A 16,858-nucleotide genomic window follows, 5' to 3' on the forward strand; every position below is an offset into this window, starting at 1 on the left:
TGGGATCAGTGCCGGGAGCAGGGCCGAGGACGAAGCCGAGGACAGAGTCGACCAGGACACGTACGACGTGGCGGTGATCGGGTACGGGCCGACGGGGGTGACCGCGGCGAACCTGCTGGGCGCCGCCGGCCTTCGGGTCGTCGTGCTGGAGCGCGACGCCGAGATCTACGCCCGGGCCCGGGCGATCTCGACCGACGAGGAGGTCCTGCGGATCTGGCAGCGCGCCGGCCTGGCCGAGCGGCTGAAGCTCGACATGCTCGCCGACCGGCCGCTGGACTTCGTCGACGCGCGGGGCCGTACGATCCTCAGCGCACACCCCACCCCGCGCGGGCACGGTCACCCGCCGCAGATGTTCCTCTACCAGCCCGCGCTGGAGCAGGTCCTGCGCGACGGTGTCGACCGCTACCCCAACGTCGAGGTGCTGCTGCGGCACGAGTGCCTGCGGCTGCGTCCGACCGCGGACGGCGCCGGGGTGGAACTGACGGCGGCCGGGACCGCCGACGACTCCGTACGACGGCTGCGCGCCAGGTACGTCATCGCGGCCGACGGCGGCTCCAGCCTCACCCGCGCACAGCTCAACGTGGGCTACGAGGGGCGGACGTACGAGGACCGCTGGGTCGTCATCGACACGAAGATGATCGAACCGTGGCAGGACCACGACCGGCTGCGCTTCCGCTGCGACGCGGGCCGCCCGGCGGTGGACTGTCCGACTCCGCTGGGGCACCACCGGTGGGAGTTCCCGATCCTGCCGGGCGACGACGAGGAGTACCTGACCAGCGACGAGGCGATTCACGCGCTGGTGTCCCGGTACGGGATCGGCGAGCACCAGATCAAGATCCTGCGGGCCACCGTCTACAGGCACCACGTCCGCTTCGCCGCCCGCTTCCGGGTGGGCCGGGTCTTCCTCGCCGGCGACGCGGCCCACGCGATGCCGCCGTGGATCGGCCAGGGCATGGCGGCCGGAGTGCGTGACGTGGCCAATCTGTGCTGGAAGCTCGACGCCGTGCTGCGTGGCGAGTTGCCCGAATCGGTGCTCGACACCTACGAGGCGGAGCGCAAGCCGCACGTCAAGGAGATCACCAAGCGGGCGGTGTTCGTCGGCCGGATCATCACCGAACGGCGGCTCGCCGTCACCCGGGTCCGGGACGCCGTACTTCCGCTCCTGAACCGCGTCCCCCGCTTCGCCCGCCTGCTGCAGGACTCCAACTGGATCCCCGCCGCCCACTACGCCGAGGGCCTGCAGGCCCGCCCCCGCACCAAGGCCGCCGGGCACCAGATACCCCAGCCCTGCGTGACCGGCCCGGACGGCACCCGGGTCCGCCTGGACGACGTACTCGCCGGACGCTGGCTGCTCCTGCACGCCGAACCGCCCACCCCGCAGACCGCGTGGGACCGCTGCGGCGTCCCCTCCCTGACCGTCCTGCCGGCCGGCTCACGTCCGGGGCCGGGCGTGGTCGTCGACGACGAGGGCGTGCTGCTGCCCTGGATGACCGAGCGCCGCGCCACCACCCTCGCCCTGCGCCCCGACGCCTACGTCTACGCCGCCGCCCCCTCGGCCGCCCAACTCCCGCCGCCCCCGGCCGGGTTCGCACCGGCATCGCGCACGGCCACCTCGACCGCCACCCAAGGAACGCCATGACCACTCACACCGCGCCCCCGCCGATGCGGGAACGGCTGCTCGACGTCCACGGCAGGAAGATCTTCGTCGCGGAGACCGGCGAAGGACCGCCCGTTCTGCTGCTGCACGGCGGCGGCCCCGGTGCCTCGGGTGTCTCCAACTACACCCGCAACATCGCCGCGCTGGCCAGGGAGTACCGGGTCGTCGTCCCCGACCTGCCCGGCTACGGCCGCAGCACCAAGGGCGTGGACGGCACCGACCCGTTCGGGCACCTCGCCGCCGGCATCCGCGGCCTGCTCGACGAACTCGGCCTGGACAAGGCCCACCTGGTCGGCAACTCCTACGGCGGCGCCTGCGCGCTGCGCCTCGCCATGGACACACCCGACCGGGTCGACCGCCTGGTGCTGATGGGCCCCGGCGGCATCGGCACCACCCGCGCCCTGCCGACCCCCGGTCTGAGCAGCCTCCTCAGCTACTACGCCGGGGACGGCCCTTCGCGCCTGAAACTGGAGCGGTTCATCCGCACCTACCTCGTCTTCAACGCCGCCGACGTCCCGGACTCCGTCATCGACGCCCGCTACGAGGCGAGCATCGACCCCGAGGTGATCGCGGCACCGCCGCTGCGCCGGCCGTCCGGCCCGAACGCGCTGCGCACGCTGTGGAAGATGGACTTCACCCGCGACGCCCGCCTGTCCCGGCTGCCCGTGCCGACCTTGGTGCTCTGGGGCGCCGCCGACAAGGTCAACCGGCCCACGGGCGGCCGGATGCTGGCCGACCGCATGCCCAACTGCGACCTCTATGAGGTCGCCAACACCGGGCACTGGGTGCAGTTCGAGCGGGCCGAGCTGTTCAACCGGATCTGCGCCGACTTCCTGGCCGGCGGGCGATGAGCACGTATCAGGGGCATGACGCCCCGTCCGTCTTCGGCGCGGTCCACCTCGGCCACCTCGTCATCGAGACCAACCGGTTCGCCGACTGGCGCCGCTTCGGCACCGACGCCATCGGCATGCACCTCGACGAGCTGGACACCGGCCTGATGCGCTTCCGCATCGACGACCACGAGTGCCGCTTCCTGCTGCGCCGGGGCCCCGCCGAGGACGTCGTCGCGATCGGCTGGCACCTCGACGACCACACCACCTTCGAGCAGATCGAGGCCCGCGTCCGCGCCCACGGCGTCCCCGTCGCGGAGGGCACCGCCGAGGAGGCGAGGCTGCGCGGCGTCGAACGGCTCCTGCGCTTCCCCGGCCCCAAGGGCATCACCCAGGAGATCTACACCACCCCGGTTCTGTCCCCGGAACCCCTGCGGATGCTCACGTCCGGCTGGACAACGGGCGATTCGGGCCTGGGCCATGTCGCCATCACCTCGACCCGGCCGACCCTGATGCGCGGCTACTTCAACACCGTCTTCGACGCCCGCCTCACCGACTACATCGACGAGACGATCAGCGGCGTCAAGCTCAAGATCCGCTTCCTGCGCGTCAACGCACGCCACCACTCCATCGCCATCGCCGCCGTCCGGGGCCTGCCCATCGACCCGGTCCGCACCCGCGTCCAGCACCTCAACGTCCAGGTGGCGACGCTGGACGACCTCGCCCGCAGTTACGACCGCGTACACGAACTCGGCTTCGACATGGCCCTGTCCGTCGGACAGCACACCAACGACAAGGAGCTCTCCTACTACGCCTGCACCCCTTCGGGCTTCGAGTGGGAGGTCGGCTGGAACCCCGTCGTCATCGACGAGACCACCTGGCAGCCCACCACCCACCAGGGCATCAGCCTCTGGGGCCACACCCCGGTCGGCCGGACGATCGTCGACAAACTCGCCCGGTTCCGCCTCGGCGCCCGCTCCCTGGCCCACCCGGAGCGGACGGTTCCAGGCCTCAGTGGCGCCGGGATCCCGGACGACTGAGCACGGCAGCGGACGGGGGCGCACGCGTCATGAGCGCCCCCGTCCGGATCCGGTTCGGACCGGGCCGACGGCGTTGTACGTGCCGGTCGTTCCCGTCTCCGCTGAGTCGAGCAGCCAGGAGGTGCGGTCCCGCACGCCGACCACCTGGGTGGGCATGGCCGGTGTGTCGGGGAGCAGCATCGGCCCTCGCGGATCGCGTGCGGCGCGGGCGACTCGGTAGCCGGAGCGCCCGCTGTGATCGCCCGGCCCGCCGATGAGCCCGGCTCGTGCGATGAGGAGGCGGTCGCCCTCAGTGGCCGTCGACGGCGGCCACTACCGCGTGACGCTGAGCACGGCAGCCCGGCAGCTGGGACCGCCCAACCGCAGCTGGCTCTAAAGGTGCCGGGCGAGCCGGTCGGCGAGAACTTGCGGCGCGCCGATCCGGCGGACGAACCCGCTCACCGTGCCGGCTCGGAGCAGGCGGCGGCCGGGCTGTTTCTTCGAAGTCGCCTTCCTGCTCGCGGCATTCTTCTTCGGCAGCTCGTGCAACCTCGCCCGGCCTTCTGCGCCGCGGGAGGACTTCGCTTGCGCCACGGACTCGTTGGGGGCGGCCGTCAGGTCGAATGGCTCCGGCTGGGCGAGCCGCCGTCCCCTGTTCCCGAACCGCTCGCTGAACTCGTCCTCCGTAGGTAAGACACTGCGCCCCAGAACACCAACTGCCGGGGGCAACCCGGCTCTCTGCGTCAGCCGCTGCTACGGAGGTCCAGAGCCGTTGAGCCAAAATGCCCCGTACGAGGCGGAAACCAAGCACATCGAAATAACCACCGAGACGCGCACCACCCTTGCCTTCCGGCCCAGGAATACCGCAAGTGGGATGAGCAGGCTGAATGCTGGAATCAAGAGACGCGGTTTCGATCCAAAGAACCCCGACGAACCCAAAGCGAGCAGGACTACGATTCCAGAATAAACCTGAACGGGAAGCGGGTATTTTCCCGGGAACCCCAGCACGTAGGACCATATCGCAAGACCTACAGCGACGATGAGTGCGATGCCCCCCACGTACGGAGGGGTGACTGTGAGAGCACCTACGAACTTCAGGAAGGTGGCTCCGCCATCGAATCCGTTGCCCCATTCCGACTGGACGTCGAGATAGCCGAGAATAGAGCCCTTCTGGGCTCCCACCCACAAGATATACGAGGAGAAACCGGCAGGCGAGACAATAAGAGAGGCCGTCTTTGATGCACTCCATCCCTTTTTGTGTACGCTGACGGCTACAGCGCTCCATACGCCCAGAGCCACGGCAACACCTACGGGACGCGTCAACCCTGCCGCGCACGCGAGAAGGCCGGCAAACAGCCATTTTTCCTTGAGTGCACAGTACAGAGCCCAGGAGGATACGGCTGTGAAGAGTGACTCGCTGTAGGCCATGCTCTGCACGATGCTCACTGGAAGAGTTGCCCAGAGGACGACCACCAGGAGAGCTGTCCTGTAGTCGGTGAACAGCCCAACGAGCCGGTATATGCCGGCCGCAGCAATCAATGATGACACCGCACTGATCACTAGCCCGGCATCTGCTGGAGAAATGAGCAGGAGGTGTGAGAGCACTCTCTCAAGCGCCGGATACAGCGGAAAGAAGGCCATGTCGGACAGGATTCGCCCATCCTGAGCCGTCACGGTGAAGCTGTATCCATGTTCTACAACTCTGACGTACCAGAGTGAATCCCACCGAGCAGATAGCAGGATGTGGGCGCTCTTACCGTTCAGTGAGGACCACAGAGCAAGGACCGCCAGCCCGATGACCTTGACTAATGCCATCGCGGCAATCGGGTGTGCGTCGTGCGGGCGGTCGGAGCTCGGTGCAGACAGGCTCCGCAGCGATTCGCGCCAATTGAGGGTAGACATGAGTAGCAAACCTTAGCGATGACACACTGCACCCAGTCTTTCGATGGGGAAGTGTGTGCAGAAAAAGAGACGGACCCGACATGATATGTGTGTACCGGGGCGGATCCGTCTCCTTGAGTACTGTATCCCAGTTCCCTGGTGGTCATGCAAGGAAGACCGCGCACCATCCGGCCCTGGAAGGGTGGTGAACCGGCCGTACTTGCCGATTTCGAAGATGGCGCCGTGCGCTGCTTGGTTTCGACATAGACTCGATCGATCGAGAAAGTGAAGTCGGCTGCGTATTGCTGTGTCTTCTCGGTCGTTGTGATCCACTGGGCGACGACTCAAAACATCAGGGACGGCCATAATCAGCCGCCGGCCGCCGGCCGCCGGCACTCCGGCACTCCGGGCAGCCCTCACTCGGTTCGTCGGCCGTGAGTCGCCTAGATGTCCCGGAAGATCTCGATCTGCGCCCCGATGGAGTTCAGCCGCTCCGCGAGGTCCTCGTAACCGCGGTTGATCACATAGACGTTGCGCAGCACGGACGTGCCCTCCGCCGCCATCATCGCCAGCAGCACGACTACGGCGGGCCGCAGTGCGGGCGGGCACATCATCTCGGCGGCGCGCCAGCGGGTCGGGCCCTCGACCAGGACGCGGTGCGGGTCCAGCAACTGCAGCCGGCCGCCGAGGCGGTTGAGGTCCGTCAGATAGATCGCGCGGTTGTCGTAGACCCAGTCGTGGATCAGCGTCTTGCCCTGCGCGGCGGCGGCGATGGCCGCGAAGAACGGGACGTTGTCGATGTTCAGGCCCGGGAACGGCATCGGGTGGATCTTGTCGATCGGCGCCTCCAGCTTGGAGGGCCGGACGGTGAGGTCCACCAGCCGGGTACGGCCGTTGTCCGCGAAGTACTCGGGCGTACGGTCGTGGTCGAGCCCCATCTCCTCCAGGACCGCCAGCTCGATCTCCAGGAACTCGATCGGCACCCGGCACACCGTCAGCTCCGACTCGGTGACCACGGCGGCGGCCAGCAGGCTCATCGCCTCGACCGGGTCCTCGGAGGGGGAGTAGTCGACGTCCACGTCGATGTTCGGTACGCCGTGGACCGTGAGCGTCGTCGTGCCGATGCCCTCGACCCGGACGCCGAGCGTCTCCAGGAAGAAGCAGAGGTCCTGGACCATGTAGTTGGAGGAGGCGTTGCGGATGACCGTGACGCCGTCGTGCCGCGCGGCGGCCAGCAGGGCGTTCTCGGTCACGGTGTCGCCGCGCTCGGTCAGCACGATCGGCCGGTCGGGACGTACGTCACGGTCCACCACGGCGTGGTACTGCCCCTCGGTCGCCGCGACGTCCAGGCCGAACCGGCGCAGCGCGATCATGTGCGGCTCGATGGTCCGCGTGCCGAGGTCGCAGCCACCGGCGTACGGCAGCTTGAAGTGGCTCATGCGGTGCAGCAGCGGGCCGAGGAACATGATGATGGAGCGGGTGCGCACGGCCGCCTCGGCGTCGATGGCGCCCATGTCCAGCTCGGCCGGCGGCACGATCTCCAGGTCGACGCCGTCGTTGATCCAACGGGTGCGCACACCGATGGAGTTGAGCACCTCCAGAAGGCGGTACACCTCCTCGATGCGGGCGACCCGGCGCAGCACCGTGCGCCCCTTGTTGAGCAACGAGGCGCACAGCAGGGCCACGCAGGCGTTCTTGCTGGTCTTGACATCGATGGAACCCGACAGCCGACGTCCGCCGACGACCCTCAGATGCATCGGGCCCGCGTAGCCCAGCGACACGATCTCGCTGTCCAGGGCTTCACCGATTCGGGCGATCATCTCAAGGCTGATGTTCTGGTTGCCGCGCTCGATGCGATTGACGGCGCTCTGGGAGGTGCCGAGCGCCTCGGCCAGCTGCGTCTGTGTCCAGCCCCGATGTTGCCGGGCGTCACGGATGAGCCTGCCGATGCGTACGAGGTAGTCGTCTGCCATGAGGTTGAGGCTATCTCAGATATGAGATGGCACCTTCCAAGGGGGGCCATTCGGGTGACGAGCCGTCAACGCCTCCTGGCGCTACGGGTGCGACGCCACCCGAAAGGTCCGGGCAAATCCATCGATGTCGTACGACGTCCGGTGCTGCTGTGTGTGCGGCGCGGCCCGTGCTTGCCACCGGTGGTGATGGACCAGGAGTGCCGGTTGATGTTCAGCCGCACTCCGGGCAGGATCCGGAAACTCTTACGGAATGTGAGGGGCATGGACGCCTCCCGTCGGGGTCGTGATGCGTACCTCCCGGTTACCCCGACTTGGCGAACTGATGGCATGTCGGGAAGAGCCGGATGCGGGAAGAGCGGGGCAGCGAAAAGGCCGGCTCGGCGCACACAGCGCCCAGCCGGCCTTCCCGGTGGTCCGTTTCCCTCGTGCTCGATCAGTCCGTGCCGGACTCCATCGCGGCGCGGTCCAGCAGCGCGTCCTCCTCGGAGACCTCGCCGCGCGAGGCGATGGCCTCGGCGCCGCCCTCCGGCATGCTGCCGATCAGACCGGTCGCGGCCGCCTGGGCGGCGCCGACGGCGGGGCTGCCGGTGCCGATCAGGCCGATCCCGGCGTACTGCTCCAGCTTGGCGCGCGAGTCGGCGATGTCGAGGTTGCGCATGGTGAGCTGGCCGATCCGGTCCACCGGGCCGAACGCGGAGTCCTCGGTGCGCTCCATGGACAGCTTGTCCGGGTGGTAGCTGAAGGCCGGGCCGGTGGTGTCGAGGATCGAGTAGTCCTCGCCGCGCCGCAGGCGGAGGGTGACCTCGCCGGTGACGGCCGCGCCGACCCACCGTTGCAGCGACTCGCGGATCATCAGCGCCTGCGGGTCCAGCCAGCGGCCCTCGTACATGAGGCGGCCCAGGCGTCGGCCCTCGTTGTGGTACTGGGCGAGGGTGTCCTCGTTGTGGATCGCGTTGACCAGGCGCTCGTACGCGGCGTGCAGCAGGGCCATGCCGGGCGCCTCGTAGATGCCGCGACTCTTGGCCTCGATGATCCGGTTCTCGATCTGGTCCGACATGCCCAGGCCGTGGCGGCCGCCGATCGCGTTGGCCTCCATCACCAGGTCGACGGGGGAGGCGAACTCCTTGCCGTTGACGGTGACCGGGCGGCCCTGCTCGAAGCCGATCGTCACGTCCTCTGCGGCGATCTCGACCGACGGGTCCCAGAACCGCACACCCATGATGGGCTGGACGGTCTCGATGCCGGTGTCCAGGTGCTCCAGCGTCTTGGCCTCGTGGGTGGCGCCCCAGATGTTGGCGTCCGTGGAGTAGGCCTTCTCCGTGCTGTCGCGGTAGGGCAGCTGGTGCGCGACCAGCCACTCCGACATCTCCTTGCGGCCGCCGAGCTCGGTCACGAAGTCCGCGTCGAGCCAGGGCTTGTAGATCCGCAGGTTCGGGTTGGCGAGCAGGCCGTAGCGGTAGAACCGCTCGATGTCGTTGCCCTTGAAGGTCGAGCCGTCGCCCCAGATCTGGACGTCGTCCTCGAGCATCGCGCGCACGAGCAGGGTGCCGGTGACCGCGCGGCCGAGCGGCGTCGTGTTGAAGTACGCCCGTCCGCCCGAGCGGATGTGGAACGCGCCGCAGGTCAGCGCGGCCAGCCCCTCCTCGACCAGCGCCGCGCGGCAGTCGACCAGGCGCGCCACCTCGGCGCCGTAGGTCTTCGCACGGCCGGGCACCGAGGCGATGTCGGGCTCGTCGTACTGGCCGATGTCGGCGGTGTAGGTGCACGGGACGGCGCCCTTGTCGCGCATCCAGGCGACCGCGACCGAAGTGTCGAGGCCGCCGGAGAAGGCGATGCCGACGCGCTCGCCGGTGGGGAGGGAGGTGAGGACCTTGCTCATAGGAAGAGTATGCACCAAGACGCATTTTCATGCAATGGGTGCCTGCGGAACCCGGGGAAACCCAAGGAAAGGAGGCATGCCGAAGCCCGGGCATGACCATCTCGGCCCCATGTACTAGAGTTATCTCGACATCGAGATATCTGCCGAGGTGCACCGCAGCCGCGCGGCGCCACCGGTCTGGCGGTAAGGGTTACCTAACTTAGCCTTACCTTAGCGGATCGGCCAAATAGCCGTGGCGGCAGGATCGTGGTGGTACGCGCACATCAATGAAGGAGACTGTCGTGTCGGCGAACAGCTTCGACGCCCGCAGCACGCTGCAGGTGGGCGACGAGTCGTACGAGATCTTCCGGCTGGACAAGGTCGAGGGCTCCGCGCGCCTCCCCTACAGCCTGAAGGTGCTGCTGGAGAACCTCCTCCGCACCGAGGACGGCGCGAACATCACCGCCGACCACATCCGCGCCCTCGGCGGCTGGGACTCCCAGGCCCAGCCGTCGCAGGAGATCCAGTTCACGCCGGCCCGCGTGATCATGCAGGACTTCACCGGCGTGCCCTGTGTCGTGGACCTCGCCACCATGCGTGAGGCCGTGAAGGAGCTCGGCGGCGACCCCGCGAAGGTCAACCCGCTCTCCCCGGCCGAGCTGGTCATCGACCACTCCGTCATCGCCGACAAGTTCGGCACCAACGACGCCTTCGCGCAGAACGTCGAGCTGGAGTACGGCCGCAACCGCGAGCGCTACCAGTTCCTGCGCTGGGGCCAGACCGCCTTCGACGACTTCAAGGTCGTCCCGCCGGGCACCGGCATCGTCCACCAGGTGAACATCGAGCACCTGGCGCGCACGGTCATGGTCCGTAACGGCCAGGCCTACCCCGACACCCTCGTCGGCACCGACTCGCACACCACCATGGTCAACGGCCTCGGCGTCCTCGGCTGGGGCGTCGGCGGCATCGAGGCCGAGGCCGCGATGCTCGGCCAGCCGGTCTCCATGCTCATCCCGCGCGTCGTCGGCTTCAAGCTGACCGGTGAGCTCAAGCCCGGCACCACGGCCACCGACCTCGTGCTGACCATCACCGAGATGCTCCGCAAGCACGGCGTCGTCGGCAAGTTCGTCGAGTTCTACGGCGAGGGCGTCGCCGCCACCTCGCTTGCCAACCGCGCCACCATCGGCAACATGTCGCCGGAGTTCGGCTCCACCGCCGCGATCTTCCCGATCGACGACGAGACCATCAAGTACCTGAAGCTGACCGGCCGTGACGCCCAGCAGCTCGCGCTGGTCGAGGCGTACGCCAAGGAGCAGGGCCTCTGGCTGGACCCGGCCGCCGAGCCTGACTTCTCCGAGAAGCTGGAGCTGGACCTGTCGACGGTCGTCCCGTCGATCGCCGGCCCGAAGCGCCCGCAGGACCGTATCGTCCTGGCCAACGCGGCCCAGCAGTTCTCCCAGGACGTCCTCAACTACGTCGACTCCGTGGACGAGTCCGGCAAGGAGTCCTTCCCGGCCTCCGACTCGCCGGCCGTCGCCCCGAACGGCGCCCCGTCGAGCCCGGTCACCGTCACCGCCCCCGACGGCTCGACCTACGAGATCGACCACGGCGCGGTCACGGTCGCGGCCATCACCTCCTGCACCAACACCTCCAACCCGTACGTCATGGTCGCCGCCGCGCTGGTGGCCAAGAAGGCGGTCGAGAAGGGCCTGACCCGCAAGCCGTGGGTCAAGACCACCCTCGCCCCGGGTTCCAAGGTCGTCACCGACTACTTCGACAAGGCGGGCCTGACCCCGTACCTCGACAAGGTCGGCTTCAACCTCGTCGGCTACGGCTGCACCACCTGCATCGGCAACTCCGGCCCGCTGCCGGAAGAGGTCTCCAAGGCCGTCAACGACCACGACCTCGCGGTCACCTCGGTCCTCTCCGGCAACCGGAACTTCGAGGGCCGTATCAACCCCGACGTCAAGATGAACTACCTGGCCTCCCCGCCGCTGGTCGTCGCGTACGCCCTCGCGGGCTCCATGAAGGTGGACATCACGCGCGACGCCCTCGGCGTGGACCAGGAGGGCAAGCCGGTCTTCCTGGCCGACATCTGGCCCTCCGAGGCCGAGGTCAACGACGTCGTGGCCAACGCCATCGGCGAGGACATGTTCAACAAGTCCTACCAGGACGTCTTCGCGGGCGACGCCCAGTGGCAGGCGCTGCCGATCCCGACCGGCAACACCTTCGAGTGGGACGCGGAGTCGACGTACGTCCGCAAGCCCCCGTACTTCGAGGGCATGACGATGGAGACCACCCCGGTCTCCGACATCACCGGCGCCCGCGTCCTGGCCAAGCTCGGCGACTCGGTGACGACGGACCACATCTCGCCCGCCGGCGCCATCAAGGCCGACACCCCGGCCGGCAAGTACCTCACGGAGCACGGCGTCGAGCGCCGCGACTTCAACAGCTACGGCTCGCGCCGCGGCAACCACGAGGTCATGATCCGCGGCACGTTCGCCAACATCCGCCTGCGCAACCAGATCGCGCCGGGCACCGAGGGCGGCTACACCCGCGACTTCACCCAGGCCGACGGCCCGGTGTCGTTCATCTACGACGCCTCGCGCAACTACATCGAGCAGGGCACCCCGCTGGCCATCCTGGCCGGCAAGGAGTACGGCTCCGGCTCGTCCCGCGACTGGGCCGCGAAGGGCACCGCGCTGCTCGGCGTCAAGGCCGTCATCGCCGAGTCCTACGAGCGCATCCACCGCTCGAACCTCATCGGCATGGGCGTCCTGCCGCTCCAGTTCCCGGAGGGCCAGTCCGCCGCGACCCTCGGCCTGACCGGCGAGGAGACCTTCTCCTTCACCGGCGTCGAGGAGCTCAACAACGGCACCACGCCGCGCACGGTCAAGGTCACCACCGACACGGGCGTCGAGTTCGACGCGGTCGTCCGCATCGACACCCCCGGTGAGGCCGACTACTACCGCAATGGCGGCATCATGCAGTACGTGCTGCGCTCCCTGATCCGCAAGTAAGCGGTCAAGCAGGCAGTACGGCAGGGCAGTTGACAGCCCTGCAAGGGCCGCACCCCCCGCGACGGGGGTGCGGCCCTTCGCCATGTCCGCGCCGGGAAATCCCAGGTCATCACCCACCCTCAGGTGGAACACAGCGTTCCTTCAGCGGACCGGGACACGATCCGGACATGACTGGCACCGCAGGGTTCCGAAACGGCCGCGTCCGGGTGGAGGACGGGAGATGAGCCTGCGCCCGCGCCGCCACCGACCTCAGGGGCGCACCCGCGTGCACCGCCCACGGGTGCGCACCCGCTCGCTGCGCACCCGCCTGCTCGTCCTCGTCAGCGCCACCCTCGTCCTCCTCAGCGCCACGATGGCGCTCACCACCGCGTTCTTCCAACGCGCCTACCTCATGGGCGACCTGGACGGCCGGGTCGCGGCGGCCGCCTCGCGCAGCCTGGGCGGGGCCTCGCTGCACCCGGAGATCGACGACGACCTGGGTTTCCTCGACGACAACGGCCACGCCACCGGCATGCTCGCCGCCCGCCTCGACGAGGACGGCGCGATCCTCGCCGCCGAGGTCGTCAGCCAGGACGCGGCACCGAAGGGCCTCACCGCCGCGCAGACCGCGGCCCTGGCGGACATCGCGACGGACGGCTCCCAGCACACCCGGACCGTGCCGGGGCTCGGCACCTACCGGCTCACCGCCGTCGAGAGCGGGCGCGTCCGCGTCCTCGCCGGGCTGCCCATGGACGACGTGCAGCGCATGATCGGCGGACTGGTCGTCGCCGAGGCGGTCGTCGCGGTGGCCGGGCTCTTCGTGGCGGGCTGCATCTGCACCGTGGTCATACGACGCCAACTGCGCCCCCTCGGCCGGGTCGCCGCCACCGCCGCCGAGGTCTCCCGCGCCCCGCTCGACCGTGGCGAGGTCACCGGCCTCACCCGTGTCCCGGCCGGGGACACCGACCCCGCCAGCGAGACCGGACAGGTCGGCGCCGCCCTCAACCGCATGATCGACCACGTCGAGTCCTCCCTCACCGCCCGCCGGCACACCGAGGAACGCATGCGTCGCTTCCTCGCCGACGCCAGCCACGAACTGCGCACCCCGCTCGCCTCGATCGCCGGGTACGCCGAACTCATGAACCGCGGTACCGGCCGGATTGAGCCGATGCTCGCCTGGCGCCGCGTCCGGGCGGAGTCGGCTCGGATGACGGGCCTGGTGGAGGACCTGTTGCTGCTGGCCCGGCTGGACGAGGGCCGCCCGCTGCAGTCCGCCGAGGTGGATGTGGCGGCGCTGGTCGCGGAGGCGGTGTGGGACGCGCGGGCCGCCGGGGGAGACCATGAATGGCAGCTCGAACTCCGCCTCGACGACACGCCGTTGGTCCTGGGTGACGAGGCCCGGCTGCGTCAGGTGGTGGCCGGCCTCCTGTCCAACGCACGGGCCCACGCCCCGCCGGGCACGACGGTGGTCGCCTCCGTCGAGACCGGTGCCGGCCGCTGTGCGATCCGGATCCTGGACGACGGCCCGGGCATCCCGCCCGACCTGCTCCCACAGGTCTTCGACCGCTTCACCCGCGCCGACACCTCCCGGGCCCGCGGCGGCGCGCCGGGCGGCGGCTCCGGTCTCGGCCTCGCCATCGCGGCGGCGATCGTGTCCGCGCACGGCGGCCGTATCGACGTGGAGAGCCAGCCGGGCCGTACGGAGTTCACGATCGAGCTGCCACCCGCGGGAGCCGAGCCACCGCCACCGGCCACGGCGCCGCTCCCGCCCGTCCCGGCAGCGCTGTCCGCCCGCCGGCCCTAGGCCATGTCATCCGGGGCGATCTCCGGCAGTGCCTGTTCGGCCCAGATCACCTTGCCCTGCGGGGTGTACCGGGTGCCCCAGCGCTCGGTCATCTGCGAGACCAGGAACAGGCCCCGGCCTCCCTCATCGGTCGTCGCGGCGTACCGCAGATGCGGGGAGGTGCTGCTGGCGTCGGCGACCTCGCAGATCAGGGTGCGGTCGCGGATCAGCCGCACCTCGATCGGCCCGCAGCCGTAGCGGATGGCGTTGGTGACGAGCTCGCTCAGTACGAGTTCCGTGGCGAAGTCCAGCTCGGACAGGCCCCACTGCGCGAGCTTTCCGGAGACGGCTTCGCGCATCCCCGACACGGCAGCCGGATCGCGTGGCACGTCCCAGTCGGCGACCCGGTCCGGCGGCAGCGCCCGGGTGCGCGCGATGAGGAGAGCGACGTCGTCCTTGGGCCGCCCGGGAAGGAGTTCGTCCAGCACGGCCTGGCAGCTCTCCTCCGGCGGCCGGTCGGGGTGGCCCGTCAGCGCCTTGCGCAGCAGCTCCATGCCCACGTCGAGGTCCCGCGCGCGGTCCTCCACAAGGCCGTCGGTGTACAGGACGAGCTGGGAGCCCTCGTCGAGGTCCAGCTCTGCCGTCTGGAACGGCATGCCGCCGAGGCCGAGGGGCGGGCCTGCCGGCAGTTCGGGGAAGGTCACGCTGCCGTCGCGCTGGACCAGCGCCGGCGCCAGGTGCCCCGCCCGCGCCATGGCGCAGCGGCGCCTCGTGGGGTCGTAGATCGCGTACAGGCAGGTGGCACCCACGATCTCCGCGGCCGTGTCCGCGCTCGAGGACTCGTCCTGGTCGATACGGCCCACCAGGTCGTCCAGATGACCCAGCAGCTCGTCGGGCGGCAGGTCGAGCGTGGAGAAGTTGTGCACCGCGGTGCGCAGCCGTCCCATCGTGGCGGCGGCGTGCAGACCGTGCCCGACCACGTCGCCGACGACCAGCGCCACCCGGCTCCCCGGCAGCGGAATCACATCGAACCAGTCACCGCTCACGCCCGACTGCGCCGGGATGTAGCGGTAGCCGATGTCGAGGGCGCTCTGCTCGGGCAGGGCCCGCGGCAGCAGGCTGCGCTGGAGGGTGACCGCCAGGGCGTGCTCCCGGGTGTACCGGCGTGCGTTGTCGATGCTGACGGCGGCCCGGGCAACCAGCTCCTCCGCCAGCGACAGGTCCTCCTCGTCGAAGGGGTCGTGCCCCGCGGCCCGCCAGAAGTTGGCCATGCCCAGCACGACCCCGCGAGCCCGGATCGGGGCGGTGATCAGCGAGTGGATTCCGTACTCGAGGATGTCCCGGGTGGTTTCCCGGTCCTGCTCGTGCCAGTCCGTCGCGGTCGACAGGTCGGTCACCAGCTCGGAGCGGCCGGTGCCGTAGCCGCGGCCCTGGGGTGAGGAGGGCAGGAAGTCGATCAGCCGGCCCTTTTCGTAGAGCGGATGGTCGTCGCGGATGCCGCGCACGGTGACGCGTCGGATGTCCGTCGCGGTGGGCGGCGGCTCGTCCCCGTGCACGACGCCGTCGGCCAGGTCCACGGTGACGAAGTCGGCGAAGCGGGGGACGGCGACCTGCGCCAGCTCGTCGGCCGTGCGGATCACGTCGAGGGTGGTGCCGATGCCCAGTCCCGCGTCGTACAGCAGATCCAGTCGCTCACGTGCGAGCTGCGCCCTGCCGGACACCGCCTGGAGCTCGGTGGTGTCGCGGAGCGTCACCACTGTTCCCCTGGGGCCTCCGTCACGGTCCGTGGTCCGCTGGTTGACCGCCAGCAGGCGTCCCCCGGCGACGTGCACCTCGTCGGTGGCCTCGCGCCCGGAGACGAGCAGGGCCGCCGTCTCGGGGTCGAGACCGGAGAGCTCCCGGACGTGCCGCCCCTCGGTGTCGGCGGACAGCTCCAGCAGCCGCCTGGCCTCGTCGTTGGCGAGGAGCAGCCGCCCGTCGTCACCGACGATGAGCACCCCTTCCCGTACGGAGTGCAGCACCGCGTCGTGGTGCTCGTACATGCGGCTCATCTCGTCCGGGGCCAGGCTGTGGGTCTGCCGGCGCAGCCGCCGGCCCACCAGCGCCATCCCGCCGGTCGACACCACGAGCGCGCCGGCCCCGGCGCCCAGGATGATCGGCAGTTGCCGGTACACCTGGCTGGTCACGTTCTCGACCTTCATGCCCGACGAGACGAGGGCGGTCACCCTGCCGGCGGCGTCGTGGACGGGAACCGTCGCCTGCACCTCGTCGCCCAGCGGACCCTGGACGCTCTCGGTGTGGACCTTCCCGTCCAGCGACGGCTCGATCCGGCCCACGAACCGTTTGCCGATCCGGTCCGGGAGGGGGTGGGTGTAGCGGATGCCCTTGGTGTCCATGATCACGATGAAGTCGACGCCCGCGGCCTTGCGTCCCGCTTCGGCGAGCGGCTGAAGGACGCTCGACGGGTCAGCCGTCCGCAGCGACGCCTCGACGCCCGGAGCGTGCGCGAAGGTCTGCGCGACAGCGACGGAGCGGCGCTTGGCCTCCGCGTTGGTGTCCCGATCCGACTGCAGAACCAGCGCGAGGACGGCGCCGGCCACGAGCAGCACGACGAGCGCCACCTGCAGCACGAAAACCTGTCCGGCGACGCTTCGGGGGCTCTTGCCGATCAAGGACCGAAGGGAGTGGCGCCCAAAACGGGCGAAACGCTCCGCCATGCGGGCATTTGTAGCACCGCTCATTCCTGGTGGCTATGGCCGTCCAATCGGTGGACGGGTTTCGGGAGGGCGTACGGCCAGGTCGGAACCCCACGAGCGCGTCGAGGTCGATCTCGATCGGGAACGGCAACTCGGTGCCGA

At 69.6% G+C, this 16,858-nt stretch carries 10 protein-coding genes and 1 pseudogene; 5 read left to right on the top strand and 6 right to left on the bottom strand.

Annotation, left to right across the window (positions count from 1 at the left end; genetic code table 11):
- The first annotated feature begins 4 nt into the window (after positions 1–4).
- The 3 genes from ACZ7L5_RS01350 to ACZ7L5_RS01360 are packed head-to-tail and all read left to right on the top strand — an operon-like array spanning position 5 to position 3,527.
- Entirely contained in the window at positions 5–1,639 is a 1,635-nt protein-coding gene (locus ACZ7L5_RS01350) for a bifunctional 3-(3-hydroxy-phenyl)propionate/3-hydroxycinnamic acid hydroxylase (protein ID WP_471514467.1), read from the top strand.
- Positions 1,636–2,508: an alpha/beta fold hydrolase gene (locus ACZ7L5_RS01355; protein ID WP_471513386.1), complete on the top strand. Its 873-nt coding sequence runs from the start codon at positions 1,636–1,638 to the stop codon at positions 2,506–2,508. The genes ACZ7L5_RS01350 and ACZ7L5_RS01355 overlap by 4 nt, the downstream gene beginning before the upstream one ends.
- Positions 2,505–3,527, top strand: a complete 1,023-nt coding sequence (locus ACZ7L5_RS01360; protein WP_471513388.1) for a VOC family protein — start codon at positions 2,505–2,507, stop codon at positions 3,525–3,527. Before ACZ7L5_RS01355 ends, ACZ7L5_RS01360 begins: the two co-directional genes overlap by 4 nt.
- 57 nt (positions 3,528–3,584) lie before the next feature.
- On the opposite strand, the pseudogene ACZ7L5_RS01365 reads toward ACZ7L5_RS01360, so the two are convergent.
- The 5 genes and pseudogenes from ACZ7L5_RS01365 to argG all read right to left on the bottom strand — a co-directional run.
- A pseudogene (locus ACZ7L5_RS01365) lies at positions 3,585–3,830 on the bottom strand (oxidoreductase); the annotation flags it as partial.
- Positions 3,831–4,259: 429 nt separating this feature from the next.
- Positions 4,260–5,321, bottom strand: a complete 1,062-nt coding sequence (locus ACZ7L5_RS01370) for a hypothetical protein (RefSeq protein WP_471513389.1) — start codon at positions 5,319–5,321, stop codon at positions 4,260–4,262.
- Between the two features lie 509 nt (positions 5,322–5,830).
- Complete coding sequence (locus tag ACZ7L5_RS01375; protein ID WP_362386749.1) at positions 5,831–7,360, bottom strand: helix-turn-helix domain-containing protein; 1,530 nt, start codon at positions 7,358–7,360, stop codon at positions 5,831–5,833.
- Positions 7,361–7,425: 65 nt separating this feature from the next.
- Positions 7,426–7,623, bottom strand: coding sequence for a DUF4236 domain-containing protein (locus tag ACZ7L5_RS01380; protein ID WP_328878589.1), 198 nt, complete (start codon positions 7,621–7,623; stop codon positions 7,426–7,428).
- 170 nt (positions 7,624–7,793) lie between these two features.
- Positions 7,794–9,239: an argininosuccinate synthase gene (gene argG, locus ACZ7L5_RS01385; protein ID WP_328878588.1), complete on the bottom strand. Its 1,446-nt coding sequence runs from the start codon at positions 9,237–9,239 to the stop codon at positions 7,794–7,796.
- 281 nt (positions 9,240–9,520) lie between these two features.
- Between argG and acnA the strand changes: the two genes are divergently transcribed.
- Both acnA and ACZ7L5_RS01395 read left to right on the top strand, forming a co-directional pair.
- Positions 9,521–12,238: an aconitate hydratase AcnA gene (acnA, locus tag ACZ7L5_RS01390; RefSeq protein WP_471513391.1), complete on the top strand. Its 2,718-nt coding sequence runs from the start codon at positions 9,521–9,523 to the stop codon at positions 12,236–12,238.
- A 220-nt stretch (positions 12,239–12,458) separates the two neighbouring features.
- Entirely contained in the window at positions 12,459–14,021 is a 1,563-nt protein-coding gene (locus ACZ7L5_RS01395; protein ID WP_471513393.1) for a sensor histidine kinase, read from the top strand.
- Here the strand turns inward: ACZ7L5_RS01395 and ACZ7L5_RS01400 are convergent.
- Entirely contained in the window at positions 14,018–16,717 is a 2,700-nt protein-coding gene (locus tag ACZ7L5_RS01400) for a SpoIIE family protein phosphatase (RefSeq protein WP_471513395.1), read from the bottom strand. The genes ACZ7L5_RS01395 and ACZ7L5_RS01400 overlap by 4 nt on opposite strands.
- Between the last annotated feature and the right edge of the window lie 141 nt (positions 16,718–16,858).

The organism is Streptomyces sp. NPDC107528, assembly GCF_055639295.1.

Excerpts from the sequence above, each read along its gene's own strand:
- ACZ7L5_RS01395 (WP_471513393.1), top strand. The coding sequence starts at position 12,459 with ATGAGCCTGCGCCCGCGCCGCCACCGACCTCAGGGGCGCACCCGCGTG.
- ACZ7L5_RS01355 (WP_471513386.1), top strand. The coding sequence starts at position 1,636 with ATGACCACTCACACCGCGCCCCCGCCGATGCGGGAACGGCTGCTCGAC.
- ACZ7L5_RS01400 (WP_471513395.1), bottom strand. The coding sequence starts at position 16,717 with ATGGCGGAGCGTTTCGCCCGTTTTGGGCGCCACTCCCTTCGGTCCTTG.
- ACZ7L5_RS01370 (WP_471513389.1), bottom strand. The coding sequence starts at position 5,321 with ATGGCATTAGTCAAGGTCATCGGGCTGGCGGTCCTTGCTCTGTGGTCC.
- ACZ7L5_RS01360 (WP_471513388.1), top strand. The coding sequence starts at position 2,505 with ATGAGCACGTATCAGGGGCATGACGCCCCGTCCGTCTTCGGCGCGGTC.
- ACZ7L5_RS01375 (WP_362386749.1), bottom strand. The coding sequence starts at position 7,360 with ATGGCAGACGACTACCTCGTACGCATCGGCAGGCTCATCCGTGACGCC.
- argG (WP_328878588.1), bottom strand. The coding sequence starts at position 9,239 with ATGAGCAAGGTCCTCACCTCCCTCCCCACCGGCGAGCGCGTCGGCATC.
- ACZ7L5_RS01380 (WP_328878589.1), bottom strand. The coding sequence starts at position 7,623 with ATGCCCCTCACATTCCGTAAGAGTTTCCGGATCCTGCCCGGAGTGCGG.